Raw genomic sequence first — 17027 nt, forward strand, 5'->3', positions numbered from 1 at the left:
CAGCCATGCGATTTGCGGCTGCGCTGACGACAAAAGGGACGCCATCGGCGTCCCTTTTTGTTTGCACCACGCACTCTCGCGAACCCGCTCAGGACAGTCGTTGACGCACCGCTTCGAACAGGCAGATGGCAGCGCACGCCGCCACGTTGAGCGACTCCATACCGCCCGGCTGCGGAATACGAATCGGCGTCTGCACGCGCTCGAGCCAATGTGGCGACACGCCGGCACCTTCATTGCCGAAAACCCATGCCACAGGCGCGCGTAAATCCTGCTCGTACAGCGATGTGCTCGCCTGCAAACTCGTCGCCAGCAGAGGCACCGACAGACGCGGCGCGAGCGAATCCGACGTGCAATGCTCCACGATATTCAGTGAGAAATGCGCGCCCATTCCGGCACGCAGCACCTTACTCGACCACGCGAGCGCTGTGCCCGACATGCAATACACGTCGCGAACGCCGGCCGCCGCTGCACTGCGGAGAATCGAACCGACATTACCCGCGTCCTGCACGGCATCAAGGATGACGCAGTCCGTCTTTTGCGACGTCGGCAGATGCCCCGGGGGCACCTCCACGACGAACAGCAGCGGCACGCCGTTGACGAGCGTCGACAGCGGCTCGAAGAGTGCCTGTGGCAAACACACGCGACGCTCGGCCTCCACTCTTGCCCAGATCTGCGCGACTTCGTCGTTCTCAAGCGCCGGTTCCGCTGCCACGCATACGAGCGGCTGCCCCAGCACGTCGAGATAAGCATCGGCCAGATGCACACCTTCCAGCAATGTCTGACCGAGCTTGCGCCGCTGCTGGTTCGACTGCGCCAGTTGCTTCAGGCGCTTGTAGAACGGATTGTCTTTGGAACTGATGAGCTTCATGACGAACGCGCCAGACGAGAAACAGTAAGCACGCCGAAGATTTCAAACGCCTCTCGAACCGGCGCGAAGGACTGGCGATGATGCGGGCTGGGACCGTGCAGGCGAAGCGCCTCCAGATGGCGCGGCGTGCCATAACCGACGTGTTCGTCGAAACCGTATTGCGGGAATTCTTCGTGCAGGGCAACCAACTGACGGTCGCGCGTGACCTTCGCAAGAATCGACGCCGCCGAAATCGCAGGCACCGTATCGTCGCCTTTGATAATGGCCTCGGCACGCATCGGCAGCGCGGGGCAGCGATTGCCATCGATCAGCGCCAGCGTCGGTACGCGCGGCAAACCATTCACGGCACGCTGCATCGCGAGCATCGTCGCATGGAGGATATTCAGGGAATCGATCTCCGCCACGCTCGCCTCGGCGATGCAATACGCGAGCGAGCGTTCGACGATCTCCTCATAAAGCGCCTCACGACGCTGGGCCGTGAGCTTCTTCGAATCGGCCAACCCCTTGATCGGACGCGACGGATCGAGAATCACCGCTGCCGTCACGACGGGACCGGCCAGCGGGCCGCGCCCGACTTCATCCACGCCACAGGTCAGATCGGCGGCCACGTCGGCAAACAGGTCGAGCGCCATCTGCGGCAACGCCGCTTTGGCGGCACGGGTACGCGGCCTGCCAGCGCCGGGCGTAACGTCTTCGTCCGATGAGACTTTACGTGCGACACGGCGCGCTTTGACTTCCTCGCTCATATCCGCCCTTTCTCACGCAACACGCGCTCGATGACTTCGGCCGAACGCGCCGCCGTGTTCTGGCGCAGTTGTTCGTGAATCTTCGTGAAGCGCGCCTGCAAGGATTCGCGCAACGCCGGGTCGATCAACTGCTTCCAGACGGCATTGGCGAGGGCTTCAGGGGTCGCGAAATGCTGCAGCAACTCCGGCACGACGAACTCGCCCGACAGGATATTCGGCAACCCAACATACGGCAGATAGCCCTGACGCTTCATGATCTGCGCCGTCAGCCAAGGCACCTTATACGAGATGACCATCGGCTTCTTGTACAGCGCTGCTTCCAGCGTAGCCGTTCCGCTGGCGAGTAGCACACTATCTGCGGCTTCGAGCGCAAGGGGCGCTCGGCCTTCGGTCACGGTCAGATTGAGGTCGCTGTGCGCGTCCAGGATCGATTGCATCAGCACACGCAGGCGCGGCGTGGCGGCCGGGAGGACGAAGCGAATCGACGGGTCGCGCTTGGCCAGCAAACGCATCGCCGCGAAAAACACCGGCGCGAGACGTTGCACCTCGGATGTCCGGCTGCCCGGCAGGATGGCGACGACAGGGCTATCTCCCTGGAGCGCCAGCTTCGCCCTCGCACCGGCGACATCGGGCACCATCGGAATCTTGTCGGCCATCGGATGGCCGACGAACGTCGCATCGATACCCGCCCGGTGGTAAATCTCCGGCTCGAACGGGAACAGGCACAGCATGTGATCGACCGCGCGTTTGATCTTCTTGATGCGCCCACCTCGCCAAGCCCAGATCGACGGGCTCACGAAATGGATCGTGGGAATGCCCGCTTCGCGCAGCTTGATTTCGAGATCGAAGTTGAAGTCGGGTGCGTCGAAACCCACGAATGCCAGCGGCTTGTCCGCCAGCCAACGCTCGCGAAGTTGCTTGCGAATCGAGAGAATCTCGCGCAGATGCTTGATGACTTCGACATAGCCCATGACGGAGAGCTTGTCGATCGGCCAATAGGCGTCGAAGCCCTCCTCCGCCATATGCGGACCACCGACACCCGCGTATGCGATGTCGGCCGGAAGATTCTGCTTGAGGCCGGCAAGAACGTTGCCGGCAATGAGATCGCCAGACAGCTCCCCTGCCACCATCGCCAGGGTTCGCTGGCCGGCGCCGGAAAGGGTCGGCGGCATAGATTAGCGCACGATACCGCGCGTGCCAGTATTGAGAAAATCGAGCAGCGAGCGCACGGCGTCGAAGACATCTGGCGCACCTGCGTTGCCAAAGGCCTCGATCTGCACCTTCGCTTCGTCGAGCGTCAAACCGCTCTTATAGAGCAGCTTATACGCGTGACGCAGCGCGGTAATGGCATCGGCGGTGAAGTTACGGCGACGCAGCCCCTCGACATTGATGCCATAAGGCACAGCGCGGTCGCCCGACGCAATCACGAACGGCGGCACGTCTTGCACGAGTACCGAAGCCCCGCCCACCATCGAATGCGCACCAATGCGCACGAACTGATGCACACCGGTCATGCCGCCAATGATTGCCCAGTCACCGACTTGGACGTGGCCGGCCAGTTGCGCATTGCTCGAGAACACCGTGTGGTTGCCCACGTGGCAGTCGTGAGCGATGTGCACGTAGGCCATGATCCAGTTGTCATTGCCGATACCGGTCAAGCCACCGTCCTGCACCGTACCGGTGTGGATGGTCGTGAATTCGCGGATCGTGTTGCGATCGCCAATGACAAGCTTCGTCGGCTCGCCAGCGTACTTCATATCCTGCGGGCTGCCGCCGATCGACGCGAACGGGCCGATCTTGTTGCCCTCGCCCAGCGTTGTATGGCCGTCGACAATCGTATGCGCAAGAATCTGCGTGCCGGCGCCGATCGTCACATTCGGCCCGACAATCGCATAGGGACCGACGGCAACGTCCTCAGCGAGTTGCGCCTTCGGATCGACGACTGCAGTGGGATGAATATGGGTCATGAGCATCTCGATTCCGGTTATTCGCCGTTCTTCTTGACCATGCACATGAACTCGGCTTCCGCCGCGGTCTCGCCCTCTACCAACGCCTTGCCCTTGAACTTGTAGAAGCCGCGGCGCTCGCTCACGAAATCGACGTCGAGCACGAGTTGGTCACCCGGTTCGACCGGACGCCTGAAGCGAACGCTCTCGATAGCCACGAAGTAGTACAGCGTGTTCTCGTCGTGCACCGCCTCTTCCGAGAACGTGAGCAGCGCAGCGGCTTGCGCCAGCGCTTCGACGATCAGCACGCCCGGCATCACCGGACGCTGCGGATAATGACCCGTGAAGTACGGCTCATTGATCGTGACGTTCTTGATGACCTTGATGTTCTTTTTGCGCTCCAGGCCGATCACGCGGTCCACCATCAGCATCGGGTACCGATGCGGCAGCAGCTTCATGATCTTGTGGATGTCGATGGTAATAGTGGTCTCGCTCATTTGTCCTGCAGGTCTTTGACCTTCGCTTCAAGTTGACGCACGCGGTCGCGCATCTTGTCCAGATTACGCATGATGGCCGCGTTTTTGTTCCATTCGGCATTCGGGATAGCCGGAAACGCGCTGGTATAGGTTCCCGGGCCAGGAATCGACTTCGACACCCCCGACTTTGCCGTCACGATGACCCGGTCGCCAATCGTCACATGCCCGGCCACGCCCACGGCGCCGCCCAGCATGCAGAATTTCCCGATAGTACTGCTGCCGGCGATGCCCGTACATGCGGCAATCACCGTATAGGCTCCCACGCGCACGTTATGCGCGATCTGCACCTGATTATCGATCTTGCAACCGCGCTCGATCACCGTATCGGCCATCGCACCGCGATCGATGGAGGTCGATGCGCCGATTTCGACGTCGTCCTCGATCACCGCACGTCCCACCTGAGGAATCTTTACCCACTCGCCGCCATTGGCAGAGAAGTCGGGCGCGAATCCGAAACCATCCGAACCGATCACCGCGCCCGCGTGAATCACGCAACGCGCGCCAATCACGGTCGCGTGGTAAAGCGTGGCATTCGGATAGACGAGCACGTCGTCACCCAACGTCGTACCGCGACCGACGAACACGTTCGCCACCAGACGAACCCGCTCGCCCAGACGCGCCCCCGCCTCGATCACGACATTCGGACCGATGACGCACGACGCCGGCACAACAGCCGTCGGATCGACGACTGCGCTCGGATGAATACCGGCAGGCGGTACAGGCGCCGCGGCTTGCGCGAACATCTGAGCCACGCGCGCGAAGTACGCATACGGATTCGGCGCGATGATCCACGCGCGCCCTTCATACGACGGCAGCTTGTCGAAGTCGGCTTTGGAGAGAATCACGGCCGCCGCGCCCGAATTGGGCACTTCGGCGAGATACAACGGATTGGACAGAAACGCGAGTTGCTTGGCGCTCGCGCGATCGAGCGGTGCCAGACCATCGACCGCGACGTCGCCGTCACCCACGAGGTCGCCACCGAAGCGGGCGACCAATTGAGCCAGCGACACCGACGGCAATGCCGGCGTGGACGACGCGCCCGTCACTTGCCACCAGTGCCGCTACCCGAACTTGCGTTCAGCGTCTTGAGCACTTTGTCGGTAATGTCGATACGCGGACTCACGTAGACCGCCTCTTGCACGATCAGATCGTACTTGTCCGCTTCCGCAATCTGCTTGATGACGCGATTGGCGCGATCGAGCACGGCCGCGAGTTCTTCGTTGCGACGCTGATTCAGGTCCTCACGAAACTCGCGTTGCTTGCGCTGGAACTCAGTGTCGGCGGCTGCCAGATCACGCTGACGCTTGGCACGCTCGGCATCGGACAACGTCGGGTTGTCCTTGTCGAGCTTGTCCGACATCGCCTTGAGACGTTGCGCCATCGCCTGCAGATCCGCGTCCCGCTTGGAGAACTCGGCTTCGAGCTTGGCTTGTGCGGCCTTGGCCGGCGCTGAATCGCGAAGAATGCGATCCGAGTTGACAGCGGCGATGCGCGCATCCTGAGCCATGGCGGCGAATGCCGCACCAGCCAGCAACGCCGCGGCAAGGCCGCGAAGGCAATGCTTACGGATACCGTTCAATGTATTACCCCTCACAACGATGAAACGTTCGGAACCGATCGATGTGTCGTCGTTAGAACGACGTACCGACCTGGAACTGGAATTTCTGATACTGATCGCCCGTCTTCTTGACGAGCGGGAAGCCCATCGAGAGCTTGAGCGGGCCAATCGGTGAAATCCACGACAGGCCGAAACCGTAAGAATAGCGCAGGTTATTGAAGGTAATCGCCTGGCCGTTATCGAACACGTTACCACCGTCCAGGAACGTGAAGATACGCAGCGTGCGGTCATAACCCGTGCCTGGCAGCGGGAACGTCAGTTCAATATTACCGATCAGCTTCGAAGCACCACCCAGCGGCTCGCCGTTGGTGTCCTTCGGACCCAGCGAACTCGGCTCGTAACCCCGCACCGAACCGATACCACCCGCGTAGTAGTTCTTAAAGATCGGGAACGGCTGACCGCCCATCCCGTGGCCGTAGCCGACTTCACCGTTAAGCGCCAGCGTGAAGCCACGGCTCACCGGGTAGTAGTACTGGTGCTGGTAGTAAGCACGGAAGTACTTGGTCGTTCCGATCGGCGTACCGATTTCGATGTTGGCCTGCTGATAGTGGCCACGATTCGGGATCAGTGCGCTGTCACGCGAATCGCGCGACCAGCCCACGGTCAGCGGGTAGTTGTTGCTGACGTAACCGAACTGGTTGGCGTAATCAATATAGCGTTGCGGCGTCGTGCCATCGCTCGTCAGGTGCAGACGCGTCTGTTCGAAGCCGATACCGAAGAACACCGTGTCGACTTCCGAGAACGGCACACCGAACTTCAGGTTACCGCCCAGCGTGTTGATACGGAAATCCGAATTGCTCGTGAGCAGCAGCGGCTGATACGTACGGTAGTAGATGTCGGTAATACGGCTCACACCGTCGACCGTGAAGTACGGATCGACCTGCGTGACAGCCAACGTACGGTAGGTCTTACCGGTATTCACGTTCACCGACAGCGAGGTACCCGAACCGAACACATTGTCCTGGCTGATACCGGCTTGCAGCACCACCTTGTCGGTCGACGAGAAACCCGCACCCACGTTGATCGTGCCGGTCGGCTTTTCTTCCACCTTCACTTGAAGGTCGACCTGATCGTTCGAACCGGCTACCGGCTCGGTCGTCACGTTCACGTCGGTGAAGTAGCCGAGACGGTTGATACGATCCTGCGACAGCTTGAGGCGGTCGGCGTCATACCACGAGCTTTCGAGCTGGCGCAGTTCGCGGCGGATCACTTCGTCACGCGTGCGCGAGTTGCCCACGATGTTGATCTTGCGAACGTACACGCGACGGCCCGGATCGATCGTCAGCGCCAACGCCACCGTGTGGTTGTTGCGATCGATCGTCGGCTGGGCGTTCACATTGGCGAACGCAAAGCCGTAGTTACCCAGCAGATCGGAAATCGCCTTCGTGCTGGCTTGCAGCTTGGCCGCAGAGAAAGTGTCGCCCGGCTTCAACTGTACGAGCTTCTGAATGTCATCCTGCTTGCCCAGCATCTCGCCGCCAACCTTGACGTCCGATACCTTGTACGGCTCGCCTTCATGCAGGTTGATCGTGAGGAACATCTCGTCCTTGTCCGGCGTGATCGAAACGTCGGTGGAGTCGATGTTGAATTCCAGATAACCGCGGTTCAGATAGAACGAACGCAGCTTTTCCAGGTCGCCCGTGAGCTTGTCCTTGGAGTACAGGTCGTTCTTCGAGTACCACGACAGCCAGTTCGGCGTGCCGAGTTCCATCTCCGCCATCAGATCCGACGACGAGAACGCCTTGTTGCCAACGAAGTTGATCTGCTGGATCGTCGCCTTCGGGCCTTCGGTCACGGCGAACTGGATACCCACGCGGTTACGCTCGAGCGGCGTGACCGTCGTCTTCACCTCGGCAGCGTAGTAACCGCGCGTAAGGTATTGACGCTTGAGTTCCTGCTCCGACTTGTCGAGCAGGTTGCGATCGAAGGTGCGGCCTTCGGTCAGGCCGACCGAGCGCAGTGCCTTCTTCAGACCGTCTTTGTCGAATTCCTTGATGCCAAGGAAGTCGATGGAAGCAATCGCGGGACGCTCGTTGACATGCACCACCAGCACGCTGCCTTGCGCTTCAACGCTCACGTCCGAGAACAGGCCCGTTGCATAAAGGGCACGAATTGCTTCGGTGCCCTTATCGTCGTTGAACTTGTCACCCGGTTTGACTGGCAAGTACGAGAACACGGTACCGGGTTCGATGCGCTGCAAGCCCTCCACTCGGATATCCTTGACCACGAACGGCTCGACGGCGCGTGCCAAGAAACTGTGTGCCGCCAGAACCGCAATCACCAGGGTCTTCGGAACAAGGTGGTATTTATTCGACAACTTGCTTCCCCAAGAAACAATTGAATCGTAAAAACTCGGATTTGCCTGCGACGGCAGGCCCGTGACGCTGTCTAGTGCAGCAACTTCGACAGGTCATTGAAAAGTGCTACGGCGGAGAGCGCAAGGATGCAAACGATGCCCACTCGTTGCAGCGCGCTTTGCCACCGCTCGGAAACTGCCCGACCGGTTATCGCTTCGACCGCATAATATAACAGATAGCCACCGTCCAAAACTGGAATTGGTAACAGATTCAATACGCCAAGGCTAATGCTGACAAGCGCGAGAAAGGCAACGAAATAATCCAGCCCGAGTCTGGCCGAACGCCCCGCATAGTCTGCAATCGTCACCGGCCCGCTCAAATTCTTCAGCGATGCCTGCCCGGTGATCATCTTTCCGAACATCCGCACGCTGAACGCCGTGACGTCCCACGTGCGCTGCGCACCACGCCCAATCGCCTCGAATAACCCGTAACGCACCGTCACCGTGTCGACCTGACTGGCCAGCGCCGCACCGATCTTGCCAACGCGCGCCCCACCCGCCTCGGCCGGATCGACCTCCGCACTCGGTGTCAGCGTCATGTTGCGCAACGCACCGTCGCGCCGCACCGTGAGGGTCATCGGCTTACCTGGATGGGCACGCACGGCGTCCACCAGGGCCTTCGCCGATCCGACGGGGCTACCGTCGATTGCAGTGATTTCGTCACCGACCCGCAACCCAGCAAGACCGGCGGCCCCGCCGGCCATCAGTTGCCCCACCTTGACGCGCGCCGACGGCACCAGCCCGAGGCGCTGCATGAAGTCCTGCTCGCCGTCGGCATCGAAATGCTGACCGGCGGCATCCAGCATGAACTCGGCACGACCGTCGCGGGTACGCGCCACCAGCGTGACGCGCTGTCCGTCGATCACCGGATCGACCAGACGCCAGCGAAGATCTTCCCAGGAACGCACGGGCGCTTCATCGCCAACCGCTTCGTCGGGACTGCCGCCGTTCTCGCGGACACCGGTAATCAGCTCACCACCGGACATGCCTGCGCGCGCCGCCAACGTCCCTGCCGCCGGCGGCGCAATACGCGCGATGGGCTCGGTCACGCCGGCCAGATTCAGACCCGCGTACAGCGCGATGGCAAGGAGGAAGTTTGCGACCGGACCGGCCGCAACGATGGCAAAACGCTTGTAGACGGACTGCTGATTGAAGGCGCGCGCGCGATCTTCCGGCGCAACGATCTGCGTCTCGTCCCGTTCGTCGAGCATTTTGACGTAGCCACCAAGCGGCAAGGCGCAGACGGCCCACTCCGTGCGATCGCGGCCCATCGTCCACTTGAACAACGGCACGCCGAACCCGACCGAGAATCTCAGAACCTTAACGCCACACAGGCGTGCCACGGAGTAATGGCCCAACTCATGGAATACCACCAGCACGCCAATGGCGACGGCAAACGCGAGCAACGTGGTCAACAGAGTCATGAGCGAATTCGAGCCCCAGGGGACGTTACGACATACGCCTGAGCGTCAGGACGACGCAGGCGCCGGCAGCTTGGCGACGATACCCGCTGCCAACTCGCGAGCACGACGATCGGCCTCGAGCACGACATCGAGCGAGGTGGCTTCGCCCACCGCGACGGCATCGAGCACTTGCTCCACGACTTGCGCGATGGCGGTAAAGCGAATGCGTCCTTCCAGGAATGCCGCGACCGCAATCTCATTGGCGGCATTCAACAGTGCACCGGCTGTGCCGCCGCTGCGCAGCGTGTCGAACGCCAGACGCAGACACGGGAAACGGCGCAGATCCGGTGCTTCGAAAGTCAGTTTGCCGATATCGGCGAGATTGAGCCCCGTCACGCCCGACGTTACGCGATCAGGGAAAGCAAGCGCGTGAGCAATCGGCGTGCGCATATCGGGGTTGCCGAGCTGCGCGAGCGTCGAACCATCGGCATACGTCACCATCGAGTGGATCACGCTCTGCGGATGAATCAGCACCTCGATCTTCTCGGGCGGCATGTTGAATAGCCAGCGGGCTTCGATCACCTCGAGCCCCTTGTTCATCATGCTGGCGGAATCCACCGAAATCTTGCGGCCCATCACCCAGTTCGGATGCGCACACGCTTCGTCCGGTGTGACGTTCTCGAGCGAGGCCAGTTCGCGCTCGCGGAACGGGCCTCCCGAAGCCGTCAAGACCAGCTTTTCCACACCGCGTGTCGAAACCCGGTTTTCCCCGGCCACTTGCGGCAAGCACTGGAAGATGGCGTTGTGCTCGCTGTCGAGCGGCAACAACGTGGCTCCCGCGCGCTCGGCCGTTGCCATGAACAGCGCACCGGAGAGCACAAGCGACTCCTTGTTCGCGAGCAGAATGCGCTTGCCGGCGCGAGCGGCGGCAAGGGTCGATTGGAGCCCGGCGGCACCGACAATGGCAGCCACGACCATGGTGACTTCAGACGCTTGCGCAATCTCGATCAACGCCTGCGGACCATAAGTCACTTCGACCTTCAGCCCGGCATCGGCCAGGCGCGCCGCAAGCGAGTGGGCGCCTTGCGCATCGGCCACCACCGCCACCTTCGGGCGATGCGCGACACATTGCTCGAACAGGCGATCCAGATTGCGGTGCGCCGACAGCGCATAGACGGAGAATCGGTCGGGATGACGCCCCACCACATCCAGCGTGCTAACGCCGATGGAGCCGGTGGAGCCAAGAATAGAGAGATGTTGCGACATGATCAGACGAAGAGCAGAGCCAGTGGGAGCACAGGAAGCAATGCGTCGATTCTGTCGAGCACCCCCCCATGGCCGGGCAGCAGCGCGCTGGAATCTTTTACACCGGCTTGCCGCTTGAGTTGAGATTCGAACAGATCGCCCACGACCGAAAAAGCCACCAGCACCGTCAGCGCCAATGCGCCAAGTGCCAGGCCGAGCGTGTCTGCGAGATGAGAAACGATGGTCGGCGCCTGCAAGCCGCTCGCGAGCACCGCCGCAGCGGCCACGAGCACCAACAGCCATCCTCCGACAGCGCCTTCCCAAGACTTCCCGGGACTGATCGAGGGAGCAAGCTTGCGACGGCCGAACGCGCGACCGGCAAAGTAGGCGCCGGTATCGGCAAGCCAAACGATCACGAGTACCGAGAGAAGAAATGCCACGCCACGCTCACGCGCAAGACACAGCGCCTGCCACGCCGCAATCAGCAACACCGGGCCGGCGACGAGCAACAAACCGCGCCATGCTCCCTTGGTTGCGGGCTTACGCGCCAGCGTATAGGGTCCGGCCAGCAGCCAGAAGATGGCGGCGGGTTTGAGCCAGATCGACGAAAGTGTCCAGCCGCCCACCCATGTGAAGCCCACGCCCAGCAGCGCGAGTGCACCATAGAAGACGGCCCCCGCTCCGTTCAGACCAACGAGCCGCCCCCATTCCCAGCCGGCGGCGGCCACAATAACGGCAGCGAGCAATGCGAACTGCGCCGGCGTACCGACGAAGATCACAGGCAAGAGAATGGCGAGAAGTACGACAGCGGTAATAACGCGTGTCTTGAGCATCAGGCGGATTGTCCCGAGGGGTTCTGAACTTGCGCACTGGTACGGCCGAAGCGGCGCTCGCGCTGTTGAAACTCGGCGACGGCCCGCTTGAGCGTATTGGCGTTGAAGTCCGGCCAGAATTCTTCGGTGAAATATAGTTCAGTGTACGCCAGTTGCCAGAGCAGAAAATTACTGACGCGCTGGTCGCCGCCAGTTCGAATGAAAAGATCCGGCTCCGGCGCGTACGCCATGCTCAGGTAAGGCGCGAGATCGTCCTCGCTGAACGACGCCTCGAGCGCAGCCGCTCCGCCCTGCGCGACACGCGCGGCAGCGAGCTTCTGTGCGGCTTGCAGAATGTCCCATCGTCCACCGTAGTTGGCAGCGATGGTCAGCGTGAGACCTTTGTTGTCTCGCGTACGCTCTTCCGCCCGCTTGACCAGCTCCTGAATGCGCGGTTCGAACGCTTCAAGCGCACCGATCACACGCAGACGAATTCCATTACTGTGCAGCTTCCCCACCTCGCGCTCGAGCGCGAGGATGAAAAGCTGCATCAGCGTCGAGACCTCATCCTGCGGACGACGCCAGTTCTCGGAACTGAACGCGAACAGGGTCAGGTACTCGATGCCGAGTTCGGCACATGCCGTCACCGCTTCACGCACGGCATCGACGCCACGCTTATGCCCTGCGACGCGGGGCAATTTACGACTGGTAGCCCAACGCCCGTTGCCATCCATGACGATGGCGACGTGGCGCGGAATGCTCGCTGATTCGGGAACAGAGAGCGAAGAGCTGAGAAAACCCATTGAGATACGGCGCGAGAGTCGAGCGCGAAAGTCGGCGGAGATCTTACGGTGAGTGCCTCGGCACTCAGACCGTCATGATCTCGGCGTCTTTCTGCTTCACCAACTCGTCGATCTCGGCGACAAACTTGTCCGTGAGCTTCTGAACTTCGTCGCTGCCACGGCGCTCATCGTCTTCCGAGGCTTCCTTGTCCTTGACCAGCTTCTTGAGTTGCTCGTTGGCATCGCGGCGCAGATTACGCACGGCAACCTTGGCGGACTCGCCTTCCGACTTGACCAGCTTGGTCAGTTCGCGACGACGCTCTTCGGTCAGCATGGGCATCGGTACACGAATCAGATCGCCTTGCGTGGCGGGGTTCAGACCCAAGTCCGATTCGCGAATGGCCTTCTCGACCACGGGAACCATCTTCTTTTCCCACGGCTGCACGCCGATCGTACGACTGTCTACGAGGTTCACGTTAGCGACCTGGGAGATGGGTACCATCGAGCCGTAGTAATCCACCTGCACGTGATCGAGCAGGCCGGCATGTGCGCGACCGGTACGAATCTTCGCCAGGTTGTTCTTGAACGACTCGATCGAGCTTTTCATCTTTTGCTCGACATTTTTCTTGATGTCAGCAACGCTCATGACAACCTCCAAACCTTGAATTGTTACGCAAAACGTAAATGACACGGCGTTGGCGCACCATTACGCGCCAACGCCGCAATTTGAGCTCAAACGTGGACGAGCGTTCCCTCGTCTTCGCCGAGGATAACGTGCTTGAGCGCGCCCGGCTTCACAATCGAGAAAACGCGCACCGGCATCTTCTGATCGCGGCACAGCGCGAAAGCAGTCGCGTCCATGACCTGCAGGTTCTTCGAAATGGCCTCATCGAAGCTGATGGTCGAATACTTTACCGCGTTGGGGTCCTTCTTGGGGTCAGCCGAGTACACGCCATCGACCTTGGTCGCCTTGAGCACCACTTCGGCGCCGACTTCCGAGCCGCGCAGCGCAGCCGCCGTGTCGGTCGTGAAAAACGGGTTGCCCGTACCTGCGGCGAAAATCACGACTTTGCCCTCTTCGAGCTGACGGATCGCACGCGGGCGGATGTACGGTTCAACGACCTGATCCATGCGCAGCGCGGACTGTACACGCGCCTCGATACCGGCGTGACGCATGGCATCTTGCAGCGCCAGGGCGTTCATCATGGTGGCCAGCATGCCCATATAGTCGGCAGTCGCACGATCCATACCGGCGGCTCCGCCAGCCACACCCCGGAAAATATTGCCACCGCCGATCACGACGGCCAATTGCGTGCCCAGGCGAACGACTTCGGCAATATCGCCAACCATGCGCTCGATGGTCGCACGATTGATGCCGAATGCATCATCACCCATGAGGGCTTCACCAGAGAGCTTGAGAAGTACGCGTTTGTAAGGAGTAGACATGACGGTCCTTAAGAAGTCTGGTCGGGCACTGTTGGGGTATTCTGGATGAAACAACGGGGACGGCACCGCCGCCCCCGGATACTGCGATACTGCGCGAATTACGACTGCTTAGCAGCGGCCACTTGTGCGGCCACTTCGGCAGCGAAGTCGTCCTGCTTCTTCTCGATGCCTTCGCCAACCACGAACATGGTGAAGCCCTTGACCAACGTGTTGTTGGCCTTGAGCATCTGCTCGACGGTCGACTTATCGTCCTTCACATAAGCTTGGTTGAACAGCGAGACTTCCTTCAGGAACTTCTGCACGCTGCCTTCCACCATCTTGGCGACGATCTCTGCCGGCTTGCCCGATTCGGCAGCCTTCTCGGCAGCGACCTTACGCTCCTTCTCGATCAGTTCCGGCGAGACCTGATCGCCCGACACGGCCACCGGCTTCATGGCGGCGATGTGCATGGCGACGTTCTTGCCCACTTCAGCGTCAGCGCCTTCGTACTCGACGACCACGCCGATACGCGTGCCGTGCAGGTACGCAGCCAGCTTGCCCGACGTCTCGTAACGCTGGAAGCGACGGATCGTCATGTTTTCACCGATCTTGCCGATCAGGTCGGCACGCACCTGCTCGACGGTCTTGCCTTCGAGGGGCAGCGCCGACAGCGCCGCCACGTCGGCCGGGTTGTGCTCGGCGACCAGCTTGGCCACGTCGTTGGCGAACTTCAGGAAGTCGTCGTTCTTCGAGACGAAGTCGGTTTCGCAGTTGATTTCGACAACGGCACCCTTGCCGCCATCGATGTAGGCAGCGATCACGCCTTCTGCCGTAATACGGCTGGCGGCCTTGCTGGCCTTGCTACCCAGCTTGACACGCAGGATTTCTTCAGCACGGACCATGTCGCCGTCGGCTTCGGTCAGCGCCTTCTTGCATTCCATCATCGGCGCATCGGTCTTGGCGCGCAGTTCGCCCACCATTGCTGCAGTAATTGCCGGCATATCGTTACTCCTGTATATCGAATCAGTCGGGAGAGGATGGCGCCCGAACGGCCGCACTGCCCGCTCACGGCGCCCCGCGCACCCGACGCGGGGAAATCGGACTAAAAAAAAGGGGCGCCACAAGCAGCCCCCTTTGTTACGCAGCGGTGGCCGCTTACGCCTCTTCGTTCACTTCGACGAACTCGTCGCCATCACCGCGAACGGCTTCCACGACTTCCTTGACGGCGTTTGCACGGCCTTCGAGGATCGCATCGGCAACGCCTTGCACGTACAGCTCAACCGCCTTGCTCGAGTCATCGTTACCCGGGATGACGTAGTCAACGCCGTCCGGCGAGTGGTTCGTATCGACCACGGCGATCACCGGAATGCCCAGCTTGTTGGCTTCGGTGATGGCAATCTTGTGGTAACCAACGTCGACGACGAAGATGGCGTCGGGCATGCCGCCCATTTCCTTCACGCCACCGATCGACTTCTGCAGCTTGGCCATTTCACGATCGAACAGCAGCGCTTCCTTCTTGCTCATGCGCTCTTGCTCGCCGGCTTCCAGAGCCTGTTCCATGTCCTTGAGCTTCTTGATCGACGACTTCAGCGTCTTGAAGTTCGTCAGCATGCCGCCCAGCCAACGGTTGTTGACGAAAGGCATACCGGCGCGGCCTGCGGCTTCCGCCACGATTTCACGCGCTTGACGCTTCGTGCCCACGAACAGGATCGTGCCGCGGTTTGCTGCCAGTTGACGCACATACTTCAGTGCGTCCTGGTACATCGGCAACGTCTTTTCGAGGTTGATGATGTGAATCTTGTTGCGATGGCCGAAGATATACGGGGCCATCTTGGGGTTCCAGAAACGGGTTTGGTGACCAAAGTGGACGCCCGCTTCCAGCATCTGACGCATCGTGACAGACATGTGATTCTCCGTGAGGGTTAGGTCTTAGACCGGCTGCCGTACCCGTTTCGCCAGACTGCCATACAGCTTTGCATGGCCCGCCCGGGAAGATCGGGCACCCTGGGTGCGCCGGCCCGCGATTTCAAGATTTCCAAGCCGATGACGACATTTGCCACCCGACACCTCACCGGGCGCAGCGCCATCCGGCACCACATTGGGGCAAAAATGCCCACAAATCCCGGTGAAGACCCTTGAAAACCAAGGGAAAACCCTCGGCCTTATTAGCAACTCGTCCTCGACTTAGCCCGAGATTATAGCATTGCACCACGCCAGCGCTCAAGCGGCGTGTGAACTCGTGATGACAAGCCGGAAACGCCCGGTTCGCGCGGCATTCGACCCGATTCGCTCTGCAGCCCGCCCACCACCCGGAACATCGGCAATTCATTGTCGGAACGCTCCGAAATCCGCGCCAGACGGGGCGAAAACCGTCCATTGGTGCGATAATGCGGCACTGTTTATGCAACTTGTCCGATTCAGCAATGGCCATCACTCTCAAGAATGCCCACGACATTGAAATGATGCGCGTCGCCTGTCGACTGGCCAGCGAAGTGCTCGATTTCATTACGCCGCACGTGCACGCCGGCGTCTCCACCGGGGAACTCGACCGCCTCTGCCATGAGTACATGATCAAGGAACAGGGCACCGTACCGGCGCCGCTGAATTACCAACCGCCGGGCTATCCGCCCTACCCCAAGGCCACCTGCATCTCGGTCAACGATGTGATCTGCCACGGCATTCCCGGCGACAAGGTGCTCAAGAACGGCGATGCGCTCAATATCGACATCACCGTCATCAAGGATGGCTACTTCGGCGACACCAGCCGGATGTTCATCGTCGGCGAAGGCTCGATCCTCGCCAAGCGCCTGACGCAAGTCACGTATGAATGCATGTGGCTCGGCATCAATCAGGTACGCCCGGGCGCGCATCTTGGCGATATCGGTCAGGCGATTCAAACCCACGCCGAAGCCCAGGGCTATAGCGTGGTGCGCGAATACTGCGGCCACGGCATCGGCCAGGTATTTCACGAGGATCCGCAGATTCTGCATTACGGTCGGCAGGGCACCGGGCTCGTGCTGCAAACCGGGATGATTTTCACTATCGAGCCGATGATCAACGCCGGTAAGCGCGAGATTCGAACGATGCCCGACCAATGGACGGTCAAGACACGCGATCGCAGCCTGTCGGCGCAGTGGGAGCACACCGTGCTGGTGACGGAGACGGGGCACGAAGTGCTAACGCACTCGGCGCTGACGCCCCCGCCGCCGCCCGGCTCGTCGTACGTAACATCATTCGCGGCAGCAGCCTGAGCATTCATATCGTCCGGCCGCCTGCCGAACGGGCGGCCA

The 17027-nt window shown here is 60.9% G+C and carries 17 protein-coding genes; 1 reads left to right on the plus strand and 16 read right to left on the minus strand.

The annotated features are described in order from the left end of the window. Positions 1-88: 88 nt before the first annotated feature. From PHO31112_RS23110 to rpsB, 16 genes are all read right to left on the minus strand, one after another. Complete coding sequence (locus PHO31112_RS23110; RefSeq protein ID WP_150623499.1) at positions 89-868, minus strand: TrmH family RNA methyltransferase; 780 nt, start codon at positions 866-868, stop codon at positions 89-91. Then, a complete protein-coding gene (gene rnhB, locus PHO31112_RS23115; RefSeq protein ID WP_174995849.1) occupies positions 865-1500 on the minus strand; it encodes a ribonuclease HII in 636 nt (211 codons plus the stop codon). Before rnhB ends, PHO31112_RS23110 begins: the two co-directional genes overlap by 4 nt. Positions 1501-1610: 110 nt before the next feature. Continuing rightward, entirely contained in the window at positions 1611-2786 is a 1176-nt protein-coding gene (gene lpxB, locus PHO31112_RS23120) for a lipid-A-disaccharide synthase (protein ID WP_174995845.1), read from the minus strand. Positions 2787-2789: 3 nt separating this feature from the next. Next, positions 2790-3581: an acyl-ACP--UDP-N-acetylglucosamine O-acyltransferase gene (gene lpxA / locus PHO31112_RS23125; protein WP_150623503.1), complete on the minus strand. Its 792-nt coding sequence runs from the start codon at positions 3579-3581 to the stop codon at positions 2790-2792. Between the two features lie 17 nt (positions 3582-3598). Beyond that, a complete protein-coding gene (gene fabZ / locus PHO31112_RS23130) occupies positions 3599-4057 on the minus strand; it encodes a 3-hydroxyacyl-ACP dehydratase FabZ (protein ID WP_150623505.1) in 459 nt (152 codons plus the stop codon). After that, positions 4054-5142, minus strand: a complete 1089-nt coding sequence (lpxD, locus tag PHO31112_RS23135; RefSeq protein WP_246178485.1) for a UDP-3-O-(3-hydroxymyristoyl)glucosamine N-acyltransferase — start codon at positions 5140-5142, stop codon at positions 4054-4056. Before lpxD ends, fabZ begins: the two co-directional genes overlap by 4 nt. Beyond that, positions 5139-5603, minus strand: a complete 465-nt coding sequence (locus tag PHO31112_RS23140; protein ID WP_246178491.1) for an OmpH/Skp family outer membrane protein — start codon at positions 5601-5603, stop codon at positions 5139-5141. Before PHO31112_RS23140 ends, lpxD begins: the two co-directional genes overlap by 4 nt. Before the next feature lie 124 nt (positions 5604-5727). Then, positions 5728-8031, minus strand: coding sequence for an outer membrane protein assembly factor BamA (gene bamA, locus PHO31112_RS23145; protein WP_174995846.1), 2304 nt, complete (start codon positions 8029-8031; stop codon positions 5728-5730). Between the two features lie 71 nt (positions 8032-8102). Beyond that, a complete protein-coding gene (gene rseP, locus PHO31112_RS23150) occupies positions 8103-9494 on the minus strand; it encodes an RIP metalloprotease RseP (RefSeq protein ID WP_150623509.1) in 1392 nt (463 codons plus the stop codon). A gap of 45 nt (positions 9495-9539) precedes the next feature. Further along, a complete protein-coding gene (gene ispC / locus PHO31112_RS23155) occupies positions 9540-10739 on the minus strand; it encodes a 1-deoxy-D-xylulose-5-phosphate reductoisomerase (protein ID WP_150623511.1) in 1200 nt (399 codons plus the stop codon). Between the two features lie 2 nt (positions 10740-10741). After that, positions 10742-11551: a phosphatidate cytidylyltransferase gene (locus PHO31112_RS23160; RefSeq protein WP_150623513.1), complete on the minus strand. Its 810-nt coding sequence runs from the start codon at positions 11549-11551 to the stop codon at positions 10742-10744. Next, positions 11551-12333 carry a polyprenyl diphosphate synthase gene (gene uppS / locus PHO31112_RS23165; protein ID WP_150623517.1) on the minus strand — a complete coding sequence of 261 codons (783 nt, stop codon included), beginning with the start codon at positions 12331-12333 and terminating at the stop codon, positions 11551-11553. The genes PHO31112_RS23160 and uppS overlap by 1 nt, the downstream gene beginning before the upstream one ends. 64 nt (positions 12334-12397) lie before the next feature. After that, positions 12398-12958 carry a ribosome recycling factor gene (gene frr, locus PHO31112_RS23170; RefSeq protein WP_010803864.1) on the minus strand — a complete coding sequence of 187 codons (561 nt, stop codon included), beginning with the start codon at positions 12956-12958 and terminating at the stop codon, positions 12398-12400. Between the two features lie 86 nt (positions 12959-13044). Then, positions 13045-13758, minus strand: coding sequence for a UMP kinase (gene pyrH, locus PHO31112_RS23175; RefSeq protein WP_010803863.1), 714 nt, complete (start codon positions 13756-13758; stop codon positions 13045-13047). Between the two features lie 98 nt (positions 13759-13856). Further along, positions 13857-14738 (minus strand): translation elongation factor Ts, encoded by an 882-nt coding sequence (tsf, locus tag PHO31112_RS23180; RefSeq protein WP_150623519.1) that lies wholly within the window; start codon positions 14736-14738, stop codon positions 13857-13859. Between the two features lie 154 nt (positions 14739-14892). Continuing rightward, positions 14893-15642, minus strand: coding sequence for a 30S ribosomal protein S2 (gene rpsB / locus PHO31112_RS23185; RefSeq protein WP_010803861.1), 750 nt, complete (start codon positions 15640-15642; stop codon positions 14893-14895). A 518-nt stretch (positions 15643-16160) separates the two neighbouring features. Here rpsB and map point away from each other — a divergent pair. Continuing rightward, complete coding sequence (map, locus tag PHO31112_RS23190; RefSeq protein WP_150623521.1) at positions 16161-16988, plus strand: type I methionyl aminopeptidase; 828 nt, start codon at positions 16161-16163, stop codon at positions 16986-16988. Positions 16989-17027 lie beyond the last annotated feature (39 nt).

The sequence above is a fragment of the Pandoraea horticolens genome, assembly GCF_902459555.1.
GTDB lineage: Bacteria > Pseudomonadota > Gammaproteobacteria > Burkholderiales > Burkholderiaceae > Pandoraea > Pandoraea horticolens.